The sequence below is a fragment of the Tranquillimonas alkanivorans genome (assembly GCF_900115595.1).
Lineage (GTDB): Bacteria > Pseudomonadota > Alphaproteobacteria > Rhodobacterales > Rhodobacteraceae > Tranquillimonas > Tranquillimonas alkanivorans.
The window spans coordinates 362,893-380,133 of record NZ_FOXA01000001.1; the positions used below are offsets into that span (position 1 = coordinate 362,893).

At 69.2% G+C, this 17,241-nt stretch carries 20 protein-coding genes and 1 tRNA gene; 8 read left to right on the forward strand and 13 right to left on the reverse strand.

Annotation, left to right across the window (positions count from 1 at the left end; all coding sequences use genetic code 11):
* Positions 1-38 precede the first annotated feature (38 nt).
* The 5 genes from BM162_RS01825 to BM162_RS01840 form a co-directional block, all read right to left on the reverse strand.
* The gene (locus BM162_RS01825; RefSeq protein ID WP_093416887.1) at positions 39-824 is read right to left on the reverse strand and encodes an SDR family oxidoreductase; all 786 of its coding nucleotides are present in this window, start codon (positions 822-824) and stop codon (positions 39-41) included.
* 13 nt (positions 825-837) lie between these two features.
* On the reverse strand, positions 838-1,791 hold the full coding sequence (locus BM162_RS01830; RefSeq protein WP_093416891.1) for a calcium/sodium antiporter: 954 nt from the start codon (positions 1,789-1,791) through the stop codon (positions 838-840).
* A 3-nt stretch (positions 1,792-1,794) separates the two neighbouring features.
* Positions 1,795-1,959, reverse strand: coding sequence for a hypothetical protein (locus BM162_RS22670; RefSeq protein WP_177215011.1), 165 nt, complete (start codon positions 1,957-1,959; stop codon positions 1,795-1,797).
* A gap of 4 nt (positions 1,960-1,963) precedes the next feature.
* On the reverse strand, positions 1,964-2,761 hold the full coding sequence (locus BM162_RS01835) for a S49 family peptidase (RefSeq protein ID WP_093417771.1): 798 nt from the start codon (positions 2,759-2,761) through the stop codon (positions 1,964-1,966).
* 83 nt (positions 2,762-2,844) lie between these two features.
* Positions 2,845-2,921, reverse strand: a tRNA-Arg gene (locus BM162_RS01840).
* Between the two features lie 145 nt (positions 2,922-3,066).
* On the opposite strand from BM162_RS01840, the gene BM162_RS01845 reads away from it, so the two are divergent.
* The 5 genes from BM162_RS01845 to BM162_RS01865 all read left to right on the forward strand — a co-directional run bounded on the left by BM162_RS01845 (position 3,067) and on the right by BM162_RS01865 (position 7,477).
* Positions 3,067-3,606, forward strand: a complete 540-nt coding sequence (locus BM162_RS01845) for a superoxide dismutase family protein (RefSeq protein ID WP_093416894.1) — start codon at positions 3,067-3,069, stop codon at positions 3,604-3,606.
* Positions 3,607-3,700: 94 nt separating this feature from the next.
* Positions 3,701-4,609, forward strand: a complete 909-nt coding sequence (gene osmF, locus BM162_RS01850; protein WP_177215013.1) for a glycine betaine ABC transporter substrate-binding protein OsmF — start codon at positions 3,701-3,703, stop codon at positions 4,607-4,609.
* Positions 4,610-4,647: 38 nt separating this feature from the next.
* Complete coding sequence (locus tag BM162_RS01855) at positions 4,648-5,796, forward strand: ABC transporter permease (RefSeq protein WP_093416896.1); 1,149 nt, start codon at positions 4,648-4,650, stop codon at positions 5,794-5,796.
* Positions 5,793-6,728 (forward strand): ABC transporter ATP-binding protein, encoded by a 936-nt coding sequence (locus BM162_RS01860; RefSeq protein ID WP_093416899.1) that lies wholly within the window; start codon positions 5,793-5,795, stop codon positions 6,726-6,728. The genes BM162_RS01855 and BM162_RS01860 overlap by 4 nt, the downstream gene beginning before the upstream one ends.
* On the forward strand, positions 6,725-7,477 hold the full coding sequence (locus BM162_RS01865) for an ABC transporter permease (protein ID WP_093416902.1): 753 nt from the start codon (positions 6,725-6,727) through the stop codon (positions 7,475-7,477). The genes BM162_RS01860 and BM162_RS01865 overlap by 4 nt, the downstream gene beginning before the upstream one ends.
* A 10-nt stretch (positions 7,478-7,487) precedes the next feature.
* Here the strand turns inward: BM162_RS01865 and BM162_RS01870 are convergent, their stop codons facing one another.
* Positions 7,488-8,747 carry an aminotransferase class V-fold PLP-dependent enzyme gene (locus tag BM162_RS01870; protein ID WP_093416904.1) on the reverse strand — a complete coding sequence of 420 codons (1,260 nt, stop codon included), beginning with the start codon at positions 8,745-8,747 and terminating at the stop codon, positions 7,488-7,490.
* Positions 8,748-8,871: 124 nt separating this feature from the next.
* Complete coding sequence (locus tag BM162_RS01875) at positions 8,872-9,183, reverse strand: ETC complex I subunit (RefSeq protein WP_093416907.1); 312 nt, start codon at positions 9,181-9,183, stop codon at positions 8,872-8,874.
* 273 nt (positions 9,184-9,456) lie between these two features.
* Between BM162_RS01875 and uvrB the strand changes: the two genes are divergently transcribed.
* Positions 9,457-11,643, forward strand: coding sequence for an excinuclease ABC subunit UvrB (gene uvrB, locus BM162_RS01880; RefSeq protein ID WP_093416909.1), 2,187 nt, complete (start codon positions 9,457-9,459; stop codon positions 11,641-11,643).
* A gap of 292 nt (positions 11,644-11,935) precedes the next feature.
* On the opposite strand, the gene BM162_RS23445 is transcribed toward uvrB, so the two are convergent.
* The 4 genes from BM162_RS23445 to BM162_RS01890 all read right to left on the reverse strand — a co-directional run bounded on the left by BM162_RS23445 (position 11,936) and on the right by BM162_RS01890 (position 13,089).
* Positions 11,936-12,061, reverse strand: coding sequence for a hypothetical protein (locus BM162_RS23445; protein WP_281243756.1), 126 nt, complete (start codon positions 12,059-12,061; stop codon positions 11,936-11,938).
* Between the two features lie 94 nt (positions 12,062-12,155).
* Positions 12,156-12,425, reverse strand: coding sequence for a GlsB/YeaQ/YmgE family stress response membrane protein (locus tag BM162_RS01885; protein ID WP_093416912.1), 270 nt, complete (start codon positions 12,423-12,425; stop codon positions 12,156-12,158).
* Positions 12,426-12,482: 57 nt separating this feature from the next.
* Entirely contained in the window at positions 12,483-12,656 is a 174-nt protein-coding gene (locus BM162_RS22675; protein WP_177215015.1) for a hypothetical protein, read from the reverse strand.
* A gap of 109 nt (positions 12,657-12,765) precedes the next feature.
* Complete coding sequence (locus BM162_RS01890) at positions 12,766-13,089, reverse strand: antibiotic biosynthesis monooxygenase family protein (RefSeq protein WP_093416914.1); 324 nt, start codon at positions 13,087-13,089, stop codon at positions 12,766-12,768.
* A 113-nt stretch (positions 13,090-13,202) separates the two neighbouring features.
* On the opposite strand from BM162_RS01890, the gene BM162_RS01895 reads away from it, so the two are divergent.
* Positions 13,203-13,841 (forward strand): hypothetical protein, encoded by a 639-nt coding sequence (locus tag BM162_RS01895; RefSeq protein ID WP_093416917.1) that lies wholly within the window; start codon positions 13,203-13,205, stop codon positions 13,839-13,841.
* A 40-nt stretch (positions 13,842-13,881) separates the two neighbouring features.
* Positions 13,882-14,364 (forward strand): HugZ family pyridoxamine 5'-phosphate oxidase, encoded by a 483-nt coding sequence (locus BM162_RS01900; RefSeq protein WP_093416919.1) that lies wholly within the window; start codon positions 13,882-13,884, stop codon positions 14,362-14,364.
* Here the strand turns inward: BM162_RS01900 and BM162_RS01905 are convergent.
* Positions 14,361-16,652, reverse strand: a complete 2,292-nt coding sequence (locus tag BM162_RS01905; protein WP_093416922.1) for a glycosyl hydrolase family 28-related protein — start codon at positions 16,650-16,652, stop codon at positions 14,361-14,363. The genes BM162_RS01900 and BM162_RS01905 overlap by 4 nt on opposite strands.
* A 117-nt stretch (positions 16,653-16,769) precedes the next feature.
* A complete protein-coding gene (locus tag BM162_RS01910) occupies positions 16,770-17,174 on the reverse strand; it encodes a DUF4864 domain-containing protein (protein WP_093416924.1) in 405 nt (134 codons plus the stop codon).
* Positions 17,175-17,241: the final 67 nt, after the last annotated feature.

Genomic DNA, 17,241 nt, shown 5'->3' on the forward strand with positions numbered 1-17,241 from the left:
CAACGGTGCAAAACTTTCCGCAGGGGCGCGACGATCGTTTATTCCGGCCCCTGCACGTCGGGTGTCTTCCATCCCAGGTGCTGCCCGCCATCGGTGCACAAAAGCTGCCCCGTGACGCCGGGCGCGTCGATGAAGTAACCTAGCGCGCCGGTGATGTCGGCGGGGTTCGATCCGCGGCCCAGAACGGTGGCGGCGCGCTGCGCGGCGAAGTGCTGATCGCTCTGCCGCGCACCCTGCAGCGTCGGGCCGGGGCCGATGGCGTTCACGCGCACCTGCGGGGCCAGCGCCTGAGCCGCCGTCCGCGTCAACGTCCACAGTCCCGCCTTGGCAAGCGTGTAGGTCATGAAGCCGGGCGTCAGCTTGCGCACCCGCTGGTCGATCATGTTGATGGCCAGCGCGCTGGCCAGCGGCTCTCCGGCCTCGTCGGTCTCGGCCTCGGGGGCCTGCGCGGCAAGCGTCTGGATCAGCACGAAGGGCGCGCGCAGATTGCTTTCCATGTGCCGGTCCCAGCTGTCGCGGGTGGCGCTGCGGATATCGTCCCAGTCGAAGATTGAAGCGTTGTTGACCAGCAGCGTCACCGGCCCGCCCAGCGCCTCGGCCGCGCGGGGCAGAAGGCCCTGCACCGCGTCCTCGTCCAGCAGGTCCGCCTGTAGCGCCTGCGCGGTGCGGCCCATGCCGCGGATGGTCTCGGCCACCTCCTCGGCGGCGTCGTCCGATCCGTTGTAGTGCACCGCGACGTCGAAGCCGCGGTCGCCCAGGTACAGCGCCATCGCCCGGCCGAGCCGTTTGCCCGCGCCCGTGACCAGTGCCCGCTTCTGTTTCATGCCTGTCCTCGTGTCAGCTGATGATCAGCCAAAGGTAAGCGACGTAGAGCGCGGTCAAGATCACGCCCCAGGTCCGCGTCATGGTCCAGCCCCGCAGCACGAAGGGTCCCAGCAGCAGCGACGCGCCCAGCATCACCCACAAATCCAGCGTCAGGAATTCGCGCCCCACGGGGATCGTGCCCACCAGGCTGGTGATGCCGATGATGGCCAGCAGGTTGAACATGTTCGACCCGATGACGTTGCCCAGCGCCACGTCGGCCTGCTTGCGCAGCGCGGCCATGACGGTCGTGGCAAGTTCGGGCAGCGAGGTGCCGATGGCCACCAGCGTCAGGCCGATCACCGTGTCGCTGACGCCGAAGCGCTGCGCGATGCTGGTCGAGGCGTCCACCAGCAGGTCCGCGCCCAGCGGCAGGCCGATCAGGCCCAGCACCAGGAAGATCAGGATCTTGGGCCACCGCATCTCGGGGTCGGCGCCCTCGACCTCTTCCTCCTCGACCGCGGCGGCCTTGCCGTTCTTTCGGTGGGCCAGCGCCTCGCGCGTCTGGTCGCCCAGGATCAGCGCCAGCGCCGCCAGAAGGACCAGCCCGTGCACCCAGGTGATCGGGCCCATAAAGCAGATACCGATGAACAGGACCGAGGCCAACAGCATGACCACGTAGCTCTTGGTCGTGTTGCACTCATCCGTCCTGAGCCCCGAGACGATGGCGGGAATCCCCAGCACCAGAAGGATGTTCGCGGTGTTCGAGCCCACGACGTTGCCCATGGCGATGCCCGGCGCATTCTCGAGCACGGCGCTGACGCCGATCAGAAGCTCGGGCGCCGAGGTGCCGAAGGCCACGACCGTCAGGCTGACCAGCAGCGCCGGCACGCCCAGGCGCAGCGACACGTTCACCGCGCCGCGCACCAGCGAATCGCCGGCCAAAAGGAGGATAACCAGGCCAAGGCCCGCCAGCAGGAAATCGGTCATGTGTCAGGTCTTGCTCTTGCCGCAGGCGCAGGGCCCCTTGCCGATGCGGTACCGTCCGCACCGGTCGCATTTCATCGATGTCAGCTTCTTCTGCCCGGGGAAGCGCAGACGGCCGAACATGGCCAGCACCAGCATGGCGATCAGGAACAGGCTGACGATCTTGATCATCACGTCACAGCCCGTACCGCGCGAAGCCGGCGCGATCCTCGATCTCGCCCAGCGCGCTGTGCAGCAGCCCCATGCCGAAGCGGCCCAGAAGCGGGCGGCGCTGCTGGTAGACGCTGAAGCGCACCTTGTCTCCAAAGCGTTCCTTCATTGTTGGGACGAGGTGGCCGATGCCGTCGATCAGCCCGACCTCGCGGGCCTGCTCGCCCACCCAGATCTCGCCGGTGAACAGGTCGTCGCGCGCGGCCAGCCGTGCCCCGCGCCGGTCGCGGACGTGGCGGATGAAGCCCGCGTGGATCTGCTCCTGCAATTCCTCCAGCCGGGCCACGTCGTCGGCCTTCTCGGGCTGGAACGGGTCCAGCAGGCTCTTGGACTCGCCGGCGGTATAGACCCGCCGCTCGATCCCGTACCGATTGATGAACTTGTTGAAGCCGAACCCGGCCGAGATCACGCCGATCGAGCCCAGGATCGAGTTCTCGTCGGCCCAGATCTCGTCGGCCGCCGAGGCGATGTAGTAGCCGCCCGAGGCCGCCACGTCCTCGACGAAGGCCAGCACGGGCACCCGCTTCTCCTCGGCCAGCCGCCGGATGCGGCGCGAGATGAGAGAGGACTGCGCCGGGCTGCCACCCGGAGAGTTGATCAGCAGCGCCACGGCCGCGGGCTTGCCGCGGCGGAAGGCCTTCTCGATCAGGGGGGCGAGCGTGGCGTCGTTCAGACGCCCCGGCCCACCGGTAGCGATCATGCCCTGCATACGCAGGACGGCCACCATGGGCTGTTTTTTCACGAACGGAACGAAGCGCATCATGCCAAGCCACATAGACCGCCGCAGCGGCCGCAACAAGGCAGAGCCCTGCGCGACCCCGCCGGTGTCGCGGCGGAACAGCGGGTTGGCGACCCCGGAAGGACTCGAACCCTCAGCCTGGCGATTAGAAGTCGCCTGCTCTATCCAGTTGAGCTACGGGGCCTCCGGTGCGGGCGGACGCCGGTGTCCGCGCCACGCGGGCGGGACCGGTCCTGTTTGGCGCGGCGCGGCGCGAAAGGCAAGGGCGCGGGGCGGAACATCAACGGGGGCCGTCCGTTCTCCTCCTGACCTTCAGGAAGGAGATTCAGATGCTTCGCACCACCGCATCGCTCGCCTGCGCCGCCACGCTCGGCGCCTCTGCCGCGTGGGGACAGGTGACGCTCGGGCTCGAGGCCGCGAAGGCCGAGATCCATGACAGCGACGGCACCTTCATCGGCACGCTCTACGTGCAACAGACGCCGTCGGGCGTGACGTCGCTGGTGCTTGCCGTCAACGGCATCCCCGAGGGCACGCACGGCGTTCATATCCACGAGGTCGGAGAATGCGAGCCCCCCGGCTTCGAGTCCGCCGGGGGCCACGTGGCTGACGGGCGCGAGCACGGCATCATGGTCGAGGGCGGGCCGCATCCGGGCGATCTGCCCAACGTGGTGGCCGGCGACGCGGGCATCGTGAACGTCGAGATGTTCAACCCGCGCCTGGACGTGAGCGACCACCTGTTCGACGAAGACGGCGCGGCGGTCGTCATCCATGCAGGGTCCGACGACTACACGACCCAGCCCGCCGGCGACAGCGGTCCGCGCATCGCGTGCGGCGTGATCACGCGCGAGGACACCGGCGAGCCGGAGTGATCCGGCCTGTCCGTGCGGCCCCGGATCCCGGATTGCCGTGCAGGCACAGGCGTCTAGGTTAGACGAAACACCGTTCTTCAGGAGCTGAGACACCATGATCCGGACATCCCTTCTCGCCGCCGCGGGGCTCGCCGCCGGGCTCGCGGCCCCGGCGCAGGCCGACATCACCGTATCGTCCAAGATCGACACCGAGGGCGGGCTGCTGGGCAACATGATCGCCCTCGCGCTCGAGGATGCGGGCCTTCCCGTGGAGCGGCGGCTGCAACTGGGCGGCACGCAGGTCGTGCGCGAGGCTCTGCTGGCCGGGCAAATCGACATCTATCCCGAGTACACGGGCAACGCCGCATTCTTCTTCAACGAGGCCGACAGCGACGTCTGGAAGAACGCCGACGCCGCGCTCGAACGCGCGCGTGAGCTGGACGCCGAGGCGAACGACGTGGTGTGGCTCGACTCCGCCCCGGCCAACAACACCTGGGCCATCGCCGTGACCGGCCCGGTGGCCGAGGAAAACGACCTGACCACCATGAGCGATTTCGGCGAGTGGGTGTCGAACGGCGGCGACGTGACGCTGGCGGCCTCGACCGAGTTCGTGTCCTCCCCCGCCGTGCTTCCGGCGATGGAGGAAACCTATGGCTTCGACCTGGGCGAGGATCAGACGGTGATCCTGTCGGGCGGCGACACGGCGGCGACGATCCAGGCGGCCGCGCGCGGCACGTCGGGCGTCAACGCCGCGATGGTCTATGGCACCGATGGGGGCGTGGGCGCCACGGGCCTTGTCGTGATGGAGGACGACGCGGGCGTGCAGCCGGTCTATGAGCCGACGCCGATCGTGCGGGCCGAGGTGCTGGACGAGTACCCGTCGATCCCCGACGTTCTGAACCCGATCTTCTCCGGGCTCGACATGGCGACGCTTCAGAAGCTCAACGGCCGCATCCAGGTCGGTGGCGAACCGGCCGAGGCCGTGGCGCGCGATTACCTGACGCAGACCGGGGTGCTGGACTGATTTCGACGCAGCCGTCTGTCGCGGGCCGGCTCCGGGGGCTGTCGCCTCCGGGGCTTCTTTTCGCGGCCCTTGGACTGGCGGCGCTGGCGCTGCCCTTCGCGACCCTGCGCGCGAACCGCATCGTTGCGGGCGACGCGGTGCCGGTCTGGGGTGTCGCCGGGCCCGTGACCACCGCGATCGCCCTGGCGGCGATGGTCGCGGGCGTCGCGCTGGGGCTTCAGGCGGCGCGGCCGTGGTGGCGACTGGGGGGCAGCCTTCTGGGTCTCGCGGGCCTCGTGCTGCTTCTGTCGCGCGGGGCCGGTGCGTTGCTGGTGGACGCGGGCGATCTGGCGCGCGTGTCGCCGGCGGCCGGGTTCTGGTGCCTGCTGCTGGTCTTCATGATGCTGATGGCCGACGCCCTGTCCGCGCTGCGGCCGGGCCCGCGACTGAGGCTGGGGCTTCTGGCGCTGTTCCTCGTGGGGCTGGCGGCACTGCTGGCCTCGGGGGCGCTGTCGGAGCTGTCGATCATGCAGGAGTATCGCGGCCGGGTCGCGGGCTTTCGCACCGCCGCCGCACGCCACGTCGCGCTGGCGCTCGGGTCGCTCGCCGCCGCCGCGGCCATCGGCTTCCCGCTGGGCATCCTTTGTCACCGGCGGGCCCGGCTGCGGTCGCTCGCCATCCCGGTGCTGAGCTTCCTGCAAACAATCCCCTCGCTCGCCATGTTCGGCATCATGATCCCGGTGCTGGCCTGGGTCGCGGCGACGGTGCCCGGCGCGCAGGAGATCGGCATCGCCGGCATCGGCTTCGCGCCCGCGTTCCTGGCGCTGCTGCTCTATTCGCTGCTGCCGGTGGTCGCCAACACCGTGGCCGGGCTCGACGCCGCGCCGCCCGCGGCGGTCGAGGCGGCGCGCGGCATGGGCATGACTGACCGGCAGCGGTTGTGGAGCATCGAGCTGCCGCTGGCGCTGCCCGTCATCCTGGCGGGGCTGCGCATCGTGCTGGTGCAGAACGTGGGCCTTGCCGTCATCGCGGGCCTGATCGGCGGCGGCGGTTTCGGCACTTTCGTGTTCCAGGGGCTGAACCAGACCGCGACCGACCTGATCCTGCTGGGCGCGCTGCCGACCGTGGTGCTGGCGCTGGTCTCGGCCATCCTCATGGACATCCTGGTGGACTTCGCCCGCCGCACCCCGAAGCGAGAGAGCGCATGATCGAGATCGACAGGATCACCAAGGTCTATGACGACACGACGGTCGTGGACGAGGTTTCCATGACCGTCGAGACCGGCACGATCACCGTGATCGTCGGCACCTCGGGGTCAGGCAAGACGACGCTTCTGCGGATGATCAACCGGCTGGTCGAGCCGAGCTCGGGCGAGGTGCGCATCAACGGCGAGGTCACGCGCGACATCCCCACGCACCTACTGCGCCGCCGCATCGGCTATGCCATCCAGGGGCACGGCCTGTTCCCGCACCACACCGTCGCTCGCAACATCGCCGCCGTGCCGCGTCTGCTGGGCTGGCCGAAGGACAAGATCGCGCGGCGGGTGGACGAGCTTCTGACGCTGTTCGGGATGGAGCCCGCCGCCTTCCGCGACCGCTACCCGGCCGAGCTGTCGGGCGGGCAGCAGCAGCGCGTCGGCGTGGCGCGCGCGCTGGCCTCGCGCCCCGACCTTCTGCTGATGGACGAACCTTTTGGCGCGCTCGACCCGATCATCCGGGGCCGCGCGCAGGAGGATCTGCGCGCGATCCAGCAAAAGCTCGGATCGACCATCGTGCTGGTCACCCACGACATGGAGGAAGCGATCCGCTTGGGCGACCGCGTCGGCGTCATGGACGGCGGCCGGCTGGTGCAGCACGGCCCGCCGGAAGAGATCGTCGCCCGCCCCGCCAACGCCTTCGTCGCCGAGATGGTGGGCGATGCCGAGCGGCCGATGCGGCTTCTGTCGCTGATCCCCGTGCGCGGGCTGGTCGAGCCGGGCGCGGCCGGAGGCGACCCCGTGCCCGAGGGGGCGAGCCTGCGCGACGCCCTGTCCGCATGCCTGTGGACCGGGCGCGACGCGGTGCCGGTGGAGCGTGGCGGCGCGGTGGTCGGGCGCATCACGCTCGACGCGATCCGCGGGCGGGTGGAGCACCGGGCGTGACGGCAGGAGGCGTCCTGCGCACGGCGCTGTCGCTGCTGCTCGTGGCCCTGGTGCTGTGGCCACACGCATTCGCGCCCGTCTTCGCGCCCTTCGCGCCCGAGCGCGGGCCGGTGATTTATGACCGCGTGTCGCTCCTGTCGCTGTCGCTCAGCCACCTGGGGCTGGTGGCGGCGGCGTCCTCGCTCGCCGCGCTGGTCGCCGTGACGCTGGCCATCCTCGTCACCCGCCCGGCGGGTGCGGCGTTCCGGCCGCTGTCGCGCACCCTCACCAACGTGGGACAGACCTTTCCGCCCGTCGCCGTCCTGGCGTTGGCCGTCCCGATGCTGGGCTTCGGCGCCTGGCCGACGCTGGTGGCGCTGTTCCTCTACGGCCTTCTGCCGATCTTCGAGAACGCGATGACGGCTTTGTCCACCCTGCCCCCGCGCACGCTTGAAGCCGCACGGGGCATGGGGATGGGCCGGTTCCAGCGGCTTTGGCAGGTGGAGCTGCCGCTCGCCGCGCCGGTTATCCTGGCGGGCGTCCGGCTGTCGGTGGTGATCGGCCTTGGAACCGCAACCATCGGCTCGACCGTCGCGGCGCGCACGCTGGGCGAGGTCATCATCGCCGGGCTGCTGACCAACAACACGGCCTTCGTGCTTCAAGGGGGGCTGATCGTGGGCCTGTTCGCGGTGCTGATCTACGACGCGCTGGTGCGGCTCGAGGCCCGGATCGCCCGGCGCGCCGGCGCGGGATCGGCCCGCGCCGGCTGAACGCGGGCCCTCAGGCCGCGCGGGCGATGTCGCGCATCGCGGCGAGGAAGCGGACGACCTCGGCCTCGGTGTTGTAGTGGCACATCGACACGCGAACGCAGCTTTGCATCCCGAGCGGGTCGAGGATGTTGCCCGAGTAATGGTCCGCCTTGCGTATATGGGTCCGCACCCCGGCCTTGTTCAGCGCGGCGACGATGTCGCCCGCGTCCCGGCCCGCCAGCGCGAACGACACCAGCCCCTCGCGCCGCGGGTTCTCGACCCCGCCGAGGATGGTGACGCCCTCGTAGCTTGCCAGCCCCGGCAGGTTGCCCGCGCCGTGCAGCATCGCCTCGGTCAGCGCCTTCTCCTGCGCGTGGATCGCCTCGCCCGCCGCGACGATGCGCGCGCGCCGGTCGTCGTGGTCGCTGACGCGCCCGCCCAGCCAGTCGAAATAGGCCACCACGTCCGAGAAGGCGGCATAGGCCCCCGCGTCGCGGGTGCCCAGCTCCCACGGGGCGCCGGGGGCGTTCATCAGCCCGTCATGCGGCAGCGCGGCCAGCCGGTCCGACAGCCACGCGATGCCGTACCCGTGGCGCGAGAATACCTTGTAGGGAGAGATCACGTAGCCATCGACACCCAGCGCGTCGAGGTCCAGCCGGCCATGCGCGGCGTGCTGGATACCATCCACGATGATGTAGCACTCCGGCGCCACTTCGCGGATGGCGGCGGCGATCGCGGCCACGTCCACGCCCATGCCGGTGACGGGCGAAGTGTGCAGGATGGTGGCGACGCGGGTGTCTGCCGTGATCTCGGGACGATAGGCCGCCGCGTCGACGGAGCCGGTGGCGTCGTCATGCGCGACCAGCACGTGCGCCTTGCCGCCGATCGGCGCATACCGGTTCGCGGCCGAGCGCGTGGCGGGGTGTTCCAGCGTCGAGCCCAGCACCCGCCCGTCCGCAGGAGTGCCCAGGCAGGCCGCGCCTATCAGCCGGAACAGCAGCTCGGTACCGCTTTCGCCCGCGATGAACTGGCCACCCGGCGCATTGAAGAACGTCGCCATGTCGTCCTTGGCGCGGGCGATGAGTTCGACCGCCGCCTGCCCCGCCGGGTTGTCGCGGCCCGGATTGTCGGGAATGGCGGCGAACTTCGCCGAGGTCTCGACCACCGACTTCAGCGTCAGCGCCCCGCCCGCATTCTCAAAGAACACGCGCTCCCCTTGGAAGGGGCAGTCCTCGACATGCGCGAAGCGGTCGCGGATCTCGTCAAGCAGGCCGGGCTGTGTGTCGATCATCGGTCATTTCCTCCGGTAGCCGCCCTCGCAGGGCGGATCTTTTTCGTCGGGCGCAGAGAACGCCATCACCGGGAGAATGTCGACAGGTTCCTCGAACCCGCAGATCGCGGGCCGCGGCGCGGCCTCAGTGCGTCCACGCGCCCCGGCGGTCGGTGGCGAAGTTTTCGCCGTAGCCGCGGGGGCGGACGTTGGCGCGGCGCTGCTTGGGCTTGAGCACGACGGCGTCGATGCCGTGCGCCTCGGCGTATTCCAGCGCCTCTTCCTTCGTGTCGAAGGTCAGGCGGACCTGGGCCTGAGTGTCGCCCGAGCTGGTCCAGCCCATCAGCGGGTCAAGTTCGCGCCGCTCGTCGGGCGCGAAGTCCAGGACCCATTTCTTGGTGCGGGCCGTGCCCGAGGACATGGCCGTTCTCGAGGGCTTGTAGATACGCGCGGGCATCGCTCGGTCCTCCGGAATACGTCCCCGGCTGTATCGGGAATTTCCGCCCCCGACGCAAGGGGATCGGACCGAAGAACCCGCCGACCGGCCGGTGAGCGGTCGGGGTTGGGTGCTGACCGGGCGGCGAGCCTTCGACACCCCGAGGCGTAGCCAACGCGCGCGATCCGGTCAATCATTTTTATACCTAAGGTTGTGCATCGCCCTACACACGCCGCGCCGCCTTGTCCCGGCCGCGCACATGTCCATGTTAGGGGCACCTTCCGGAGACGATGGATGCCGCACAACACCACCGACATGCCGATGCACCGCCCCGACGTGCTGACCAAGCCCAAGCTCGAGGGCGGCAAGCGCTTCGTGATGAAGACCGAATATGCCCCCGCCGGCGACCAGCCCACGGCCATCGCCGAGCTGAGCACAGGGGTGCGCGACGGCGAACGCGACCAGGTGCTTCTGGGCGCGACCGGCACGGGCAAGACCTTCACCATGGCCAAGGTGATCGAGGAGACGCAGCGCCCCGCCATCATCCTCGCCCCCAACAAGACGCTGGCAGCGCAGCTTTACGGCGAGTTCAAGCAGTTCTTCCCGGACAACTCGGTCGAGTACTTCGTCAGCTACTACGACTACTACCAGCCCGAAGCCTACGTCCCGCGGTCGGACACGTATATCGAGAAGGAGAGCCAGATCAACGAGCAGATCGACCGGATGCGCCACTCGGCCACCCGGGCGCTTCTGGAGCGCGACGACGTGATCATCGTCGCCTCGGTCTCGTGCATCTACGGCATCGGTTCGGTCGAGACCTACAACGCCATGACGGTCGATCTGCACGTGGGCCACGAATACGAGCAGCGCCAGATCATGGCCGACCTCGTGGCGCAGCAGTATCGCCGCAACGACCAGGCGTTCCAGCGCGGCAGCTTCCGGGTGCGCGGCGACGTGCTCGAAGTCTTCCCCGCCCACCTCGAGGACCGCGCCTGGCGGTTTTCCTTCTTCGGGGACGAACTGGAAGCGATCACCGAGTTCGATCCGCTCACCGGCGAGAAGACCGGCAGCTTCGACAAGATCCGCATCTACGCGAACTCGCACTACGTCACGCCGCGCCCGACGCTCAACCAGGCGATCCAGCAGATCAAGAAAGAGCTGCGCCAGCGGCTCGACCAGCTGGTGGCCGAGGGCAAGCTGCTGGAGGCCCAGCGGCTCGAGCAGCGCACCAACTTCGATATCGAGATGCTTGAGGCCACGGGCGTCTGCAACGGGATCGAGAACTACTCCCGCTACCTCACCGGCCGCGCGCCGGGCGAGCCGCCCCCGACGCTGTTCGAGTTCATCCCCGACAACGCCATCGTCTTCGCCGACGAAAGCCACGTCAGCGTGCCGCAGATCGGCGGCATGTACCGGGGCGACTACCGCCGCAAGTTCACGCTGGCCGAGCACGGCTTCCGCCTGCCCTCCTGCATGGACAACCGCCCGCTGAAGTTCGAGGAATGGGACGCCATGCGCCCGCAATCCGTCTTCGTGTCGGCCACCCCGGCGGCGTGGGAGCTTGAGCAGACCGGCGGCGTCTTCACCGAGCAGGTCATCCGCCCCACCGGCCTTCTGGACCCGCAGGTCGAGATCCGGCCGGTCGAGATGCAGGTCGACGACCTCCTCGACGAGATCCGCAAGGTTTCGGCCGCCGGCTACCGCACACTCTGCACCGTGCTCACCAAGCGCATGGCCGAGGACCTGACGGAATACCTGCACGAACAGGGCATCCGCGTGCGCTACATGCACTCCGACATCGATACGATCGAGCGGATCGAGATCCTGCGCGACCTGCGCCTGGGCGCCTTCGACGTGCTGGTGGGTATCAACCTGCTGCGCGAAGGCCTCGACATCCCGGAATGCGGGCTGGTCGCGATCCTCGACGCCGACAAGGAGGGCTTCCTGCGCTCCGAGACCTCGCTGATCCAGACCATCGGCCGCGCCGCCCGGAACTCGGAAGGTCGCGTCATCATGTACGCCGACCGCATCACCGGCTCGATGGAGCGCGCCCTGCGCGAGACCGAGCGCCGGCGCGAGAAGCAGATCGCCTATAACGAGGAACACGGCATAACCCCCGCGACGATCAAGAAGAACGTCGAGGACGTGCTCGCCGGCCTCTACCCCGCCGATACCGACATGAGCCGGGTGACGGCCAAGATCGACAAGCCCATGGCCGGCGCGAACCTGCAAGCGGTGCTCGACGGCCTGCGCACCGACATGCGCAAGGCGGCCGAGAACCTGGAGTTCGAGGAAGCGGCCCGCCTGCGCGACGAGATCAAGCGCCTCGAAGCCGTAGACCTCGCCGTCCACGACGACCCGCTCGCCCGCCAGCAGGCGGTCGAGAAGGCCTCCGAAGCAGCCGTGGCGGCCTCGGGCCGGTCCACGGCGGGGCGGCCGGGGCAGCGCGGGGGAAATGTTAAGAGGCGGAAGAAGGGGTGACGTGACGGGCCCTGAACACTTGCCGGCTTACCCCTGGAATTGCCCCTGCGACGCTCGGCAACGCCCCTCGCGCCCGCCCTGGGGGCGGGTCGCGCGCGATGCGCGGCTGTGCCGCGCATTCCGGTGGCGGGCGCGCCGCTCCACCAGCCGCCCGCTGTCATACCCGCGAAAGCGGGTACCTCCCGACGGCTCGCACGGGCGGCATGAGATCCCCGCTTTCGCGGGGATTACAGGCCGAGGGACGGCTACGGCTCCACGCGTGAAACCTGATCCGCGACGCCCCGGCCCCCGGTCATTCCACGACTTCGACCTCTTCGCCCGAGCCGACGACCTCTTCCTCGGTATCCCAGAAATACCAGCCGGCGATCAGGATCACGATCGCGGCGAGGATGATGATGCCGATGTATCCGCGGTTCATTGTGCCCCTCCGTGCGTCTCGGACTTCGCCGACTCGACGCCCGAGGGCGGAAGAAGTTCCTGATTTCCCGAAGCCTTGCCCGCCGCAACGCGGCTCAGTCGAACACCGCCTTGGCCACCACCAGCACGATCACCGCCCCGATCAGCGCGACCGCCAGGATCGCCAGCAGCCCTCCGGCCGCGAGTATTCCCAATCCCAGCGCCGCCAGCAGGAACGGCAGCACGACCGCCCCCGCCACGCCCAGCGCCATGTAGCGCACCCGGTGGCCCCCGGCGATCACGCTCGCGATCCAGCCGGCCAGAAGGCCCACCAGCACCAGCAGGATCAGCGCCACCGTGCCCAGCGCGTCGAGAAAACCTTCCATGCGTCCCTCCGTCGGTTCCGGCGGAGAGGCTAGCATGCCGACGCGTCGCGGCGAAAGCTACTCCACGACCTCGACGTCCGCGGGCTCTTCCACCACATCGACGTCGGCGGGCTCTTCCACCACCTCGGGCTCCCCGACCACGGTGTCGTCCCCGGCGGCCAGCCACCACCAGCCGAGGATTACCACGACGACCACCGCGACGATGATGATGAGCGTATTCGACCTGTTCATCTCTTGCCCCTCGCTCCCGCGCCATGCACCCGGCGCCCGAACGAGCTTACACCAGCCCGTCCGTTCTGCGCGTAACGTCGCGCGGCATCGGCAAAAAGTTGCCGCAAGGTCAGCCTTCGTAGACCGCCGCGACGTCGTACATCACCGGCTCGAAGCTGCGGCACAGGTCGGTGAAGCGCCGGTTGCGCCGCCGCATCTCGTCCGAGCGCAGCATCGCCAGGAAATCCTCGCGCCGTCGCCACTGCGAGTAGTTGGCGATCCGCGTCTGCGCGTCGTTCACGTGCAGCCCCGCACCCAGAAACCCCGGCTGTCGCGAGATGAAATCGTCATAGGCGCTCTTCAATTCGTCCAGCAGGTCCTGGCAGGTGCCCGGATTGACGTCGAACGTCGTGATGACCGTCTGGTGCGCGGCATCGGCGGAAATGTTGGGCATAAGCGGTCCTCCTTCAGCGGCAGCCTAGCACGGACGTCGGCGCGGTCGCGATCGGCTTAACCGCGGATTAGGACAATCTGCCGAAAAGTCTCCGCACCTGACCGGAGAGTTTAATGCGCGCCGTTCTCGTCCTCCTTCTCGCCCTCTGCCCCGCCGTCTCGTGGGCCGAGGCATGGCCGCGCCCGGCGGGCGAGATCTTCGCCGCCCTGTCCTGGGAACGGTGGACGGACGACACCTTGCACGCCGAGTTCTACGGCGAACGGGGCTTTCCCCGAGGATGGACGCTCGGGCTGAAGTACGGCCGAACGGCGGGCGAGACCGAGGCCCTCGCCTTCACCCGCCGCGCGCTTCCCGCTCCCAGCCCCTTCGCCGCAAGCGTCACCCTCGGCAGCGGCCTGCGGCGGCAGGATGGCATCTGGACCGAAAGCTTCACCCGCGTCGGCGTCGCCGTCGGACGCGGGTTCGACACGCCCGCCGGCCCCGGCTGGGCCGAACTCGCCCTGCGCCGAGACTGGAACGCCCTTTCGCCGCCCGAGCACGGGGCCGACACGACCCTCGGCCTCACCCTCGACGGCGGCGCCCACGCCATCCTCCAGCTGCGCGGCCACGACGGCCCCGACGGCACGCTCTGGACCCTCGCGCCATCCTACGTCCATCCGGTCAACACGCGGCTGAAAGTTCGCGCCGGCGCGCTCTGGCGGCCCGAAGGCGGCACCGCCGCCCTGTCGGCCGGAACCTGGCTGGAGTTCTGAGGGATGACGCCGCTGCCCAGCCCGCCTATCCTGCACCCCGATGAACACCGATCCCGTCCGCCCCGCAGACGACGACGCCCGCGCGCTGGCCCTCAAGCTGGCGAGCACGTCCCGCCACGCTGCGCTCGGCACCCTCGACGCCTCCGGCGCGCCGTCCGTCACCCGCATCGCCTTCGCGCGTCCCCCCGACGGCGTCCCGCTGACGCTGATCTCGGACCTCTCGGGCCACACCGCCGCCCTGCGCGCCGATCCGCGCGCCTCGCTCCTGCTCGGCGAACCGGGCGAGCGGGGCGACCCGCTCACCCACCCTCGCCTGACGTTGCAGGCCACCGCCCGCTTCGTGGATCGCGACGGCCCGGATCACCCGGACCTCCGCATCACGTACCTCGCCCAGCATCCCAAGGCGCAGCTCTACGTGGATTTCGCCGACTTCCGCTTCGTCCGCTTCGACGTCGCCGCCGCTTTCCTCAACGCCGGCTTCGGCAAGGCCTACCGCCTGACGCCCGCGGATCTCGGCCTCTAAACCGGCTTGTCGGCCCGGACCGTCACCTGAACGCGCCCCTTCGTCGGCACGCGCCAGCCCAGCTTGACCAGGTTGCTCCCGGCCCCGTGGTTCGGCGTGACCGAGGGCATGTCGAACACCGCCTCTCCCGCGCCATCCGTCAGCTCCCCCTCGGGAACCACCGCGCTGACGGTCCGCGACCAGCCGCCGAACGGCAGATAACCCGAGGCATCCAGCGTCCACGCCCGCGCCGCGTCCGGCTGATCGAACTCCACCGTCGCGGGGTTCACCGTCTCCTGGTCCACGGCGTTGAAGCTGTTGCCCGCGAAGGTCACCAGCCGCGTGCGCGCGAAGTCGAGGCCGGCGATGGAATCGTCCACCCGCTCGACCCGCTCGACCGCGCCGTTCAGCGCCTTGAACGTGTTGCCGGTCACGTTCAGCCCCTGCACGAAGTGCCCCGGCCCGAACGGCTTGATCACCAGCCACGAGAACCACGGCGCCACGTCGTTGGCGGTGAAGATGTTCCCGGTCAGCGACAGCCCCCCGAACGAATACTCGTTGCCGAAGGCCGGCGCCGGGTCATGTTCGTTCGTCCACTCGAGGAACGAGTTGTCGAGGTAATTGCCCGTGATCACCGTCTTCACGTTGGTCTCGGTCAGCACGATCCCCGCCGTGCGCGGCCCGTTGGGCACGTTGTCGCCCTGGAACCAGTGGTTGCCCACCAGCAGGTGCCCGTTGCCGAACAGCACCATGGTGGTGCCCAGCCGCTGGAACCGGCTGTCGCGGATCTTGGCGTCGTTGGCGTTCACGTTGAACCCGACCGAGTCGCGCTCGGTCGCCGGCAGCGACTGCTCCGCCGAGATGAAGTGACACCGGTCGATCTGCAGATCCTGGCACCCCCGCCCGATCGAGGTGATACCGCGGTCCTTCGGCTTGGTGACGAAGCAATCCTTCACGTGAAACGTTTCGCCCTCCGGCGCCAGCAGGATGCCCGAGGCCCGCCCGTCGAGCTGGAACTCGATGTCGGTCAGCGTGAACTTCGACAGCTTGGCGAAGCCGCTGAAATCCAGCGCATAGCGAAAGCGCGTGAAGGTATAGCTCTGGCTCGACGCCGCGCCGTAAAGCGGCTGCGACAGGGTCACCTTGCCTGCGCCCACGTTCTTGTCTCGGACATACACCTCGCGACCCACGCCCTGCCCGGTCACCAGCGATCCGACCTCAATGTTGGCGACATTGGCCACGTCGCTCAGCACCCGCGGATTGCTCGTCGCGTAGGTGGCGGTCGATGTCACCTGCCCCACGTCCCAGCCGGCGCCGTCCTTCACGTTGAACTGCCCGTTGCGGATCACGCGGCGGATCTCGAACGTCTCTTCCCCCGGCGCGGCGGCGGCCATGTCGATGGGACCGTCGATCTCGACGCGCCGCCCGCCCATGTCCAGGCTCTCGTGGTCCGAACTCGCCAGCAGCGCCTGGAACGCCTTGCGGAATCCTGCCACCTCGTCCCCGAATGCGTCGATATAGGTCGGCAGGTCGAAGCCGCCGCGCAGCACCAGCCGCTTGTCCGCCGGCATCGTCACCGTCCCCTGGAAGCGCACCGGCGCCTCGAGCGTCACGTGATCGGCCAGCCGGAACGTCCCCTCCGACACCAGCACCGACCGCCCGTCCGCCACCGCGTCGGCGGCCAGGAAGGCGGCGCTGTCGTCGGTCGATCCGTCGCCCTTCGCCCCGAAGTCGCGAACGTCCACCCAGTCCATCAGGTCGCGCAGGAAGGCGCTGGTGATATCCTCGATCACGATGTCGTCGATCCGCACCACGCCGCCGTTCAGCCCGGTCAGGTCCAGTCCGAAATGGCCATAGGCCGGTGCGCGCCCCCAGGCCATGTCGACGCCGGTGCGGTCCCCGACCCCCACAATGGCCGACACCTCGACGACCGTCCCGTATTCGGTCAGCGCGACCGAGGGGCCAGTCTCGACCAGCCCCTCCACGTGCCCGCCGCCCGGCGCGCCCGCCCAGCTGGCGATGCGCACCGACGGCAGGTTGCCCGACACGGCCTTCACCCGCGCCCGGATCCGCAGATAGCACCCCGGCAGGATCGGCGTTTCCCCGGTATACCTCAGCCTTTGCAGGTCCTCGGTCTTCGACACCTCCAAGGCCCCGCCGAAATCCTGGTCCGACGGCACGAAGGCCGCGTTCGCCGCCCCGTCATAGGTCGCCGTTCCGGGCGTCCCGTCCCCGCTCGACCAGACGTCCAGCCCGCCGGCGAAGGCGGGCGGCATCAGCTCCAGGCCGTCGGTGATCACCTTGTTCATCTCGTTCCCTCCCCGTCGCGGCGGCCGCGGTTTCAACGGGCGGATCGGCCGCCCGGTTCGGGAAAGGTTTTACCAAGGCGGAATGAACGCCCTCTCAAACCACCGCACGGTGCCGGATCACGCGCCGACCTGCGCCGCCTGAAGGATACGTACGCCGTTGATCTGCCAGCCGTTTTTCGTCCGCACCATCTGGTAGTCGAGCGTGTGGAAGGTGCCGCTTCCGTCGCGGATCAACACTTTCTGCCACCACCGCCCGCCAACCTCGCGCAGATCCAGGAACGTCACCTCCGCCGGACGGTGCACCATCGGGTAGCCGCTGGTCACCATCGCGCCGAAGCGCTCGGGTGTACCGAACATCGACCGGATGCCCGGCGAGGCGAAGGTGAAAGCGGTCGCGAAGTCGTCCGCCCGGAACGCCTCCATCTGGTCCGAGATCACGCCCTCGATCGCCGGGCCGTCTTGCGCCGTCGCCGCCCAGCCGGGCAGGATCAGCGAAAGACACAGCGTCAGGATACGCAGCATGGGAAACCTCCTCGTCTGCCCTGCCGCGTGATACGCACCGCGCCGCCGATCGGATCGCCCGGCGCCC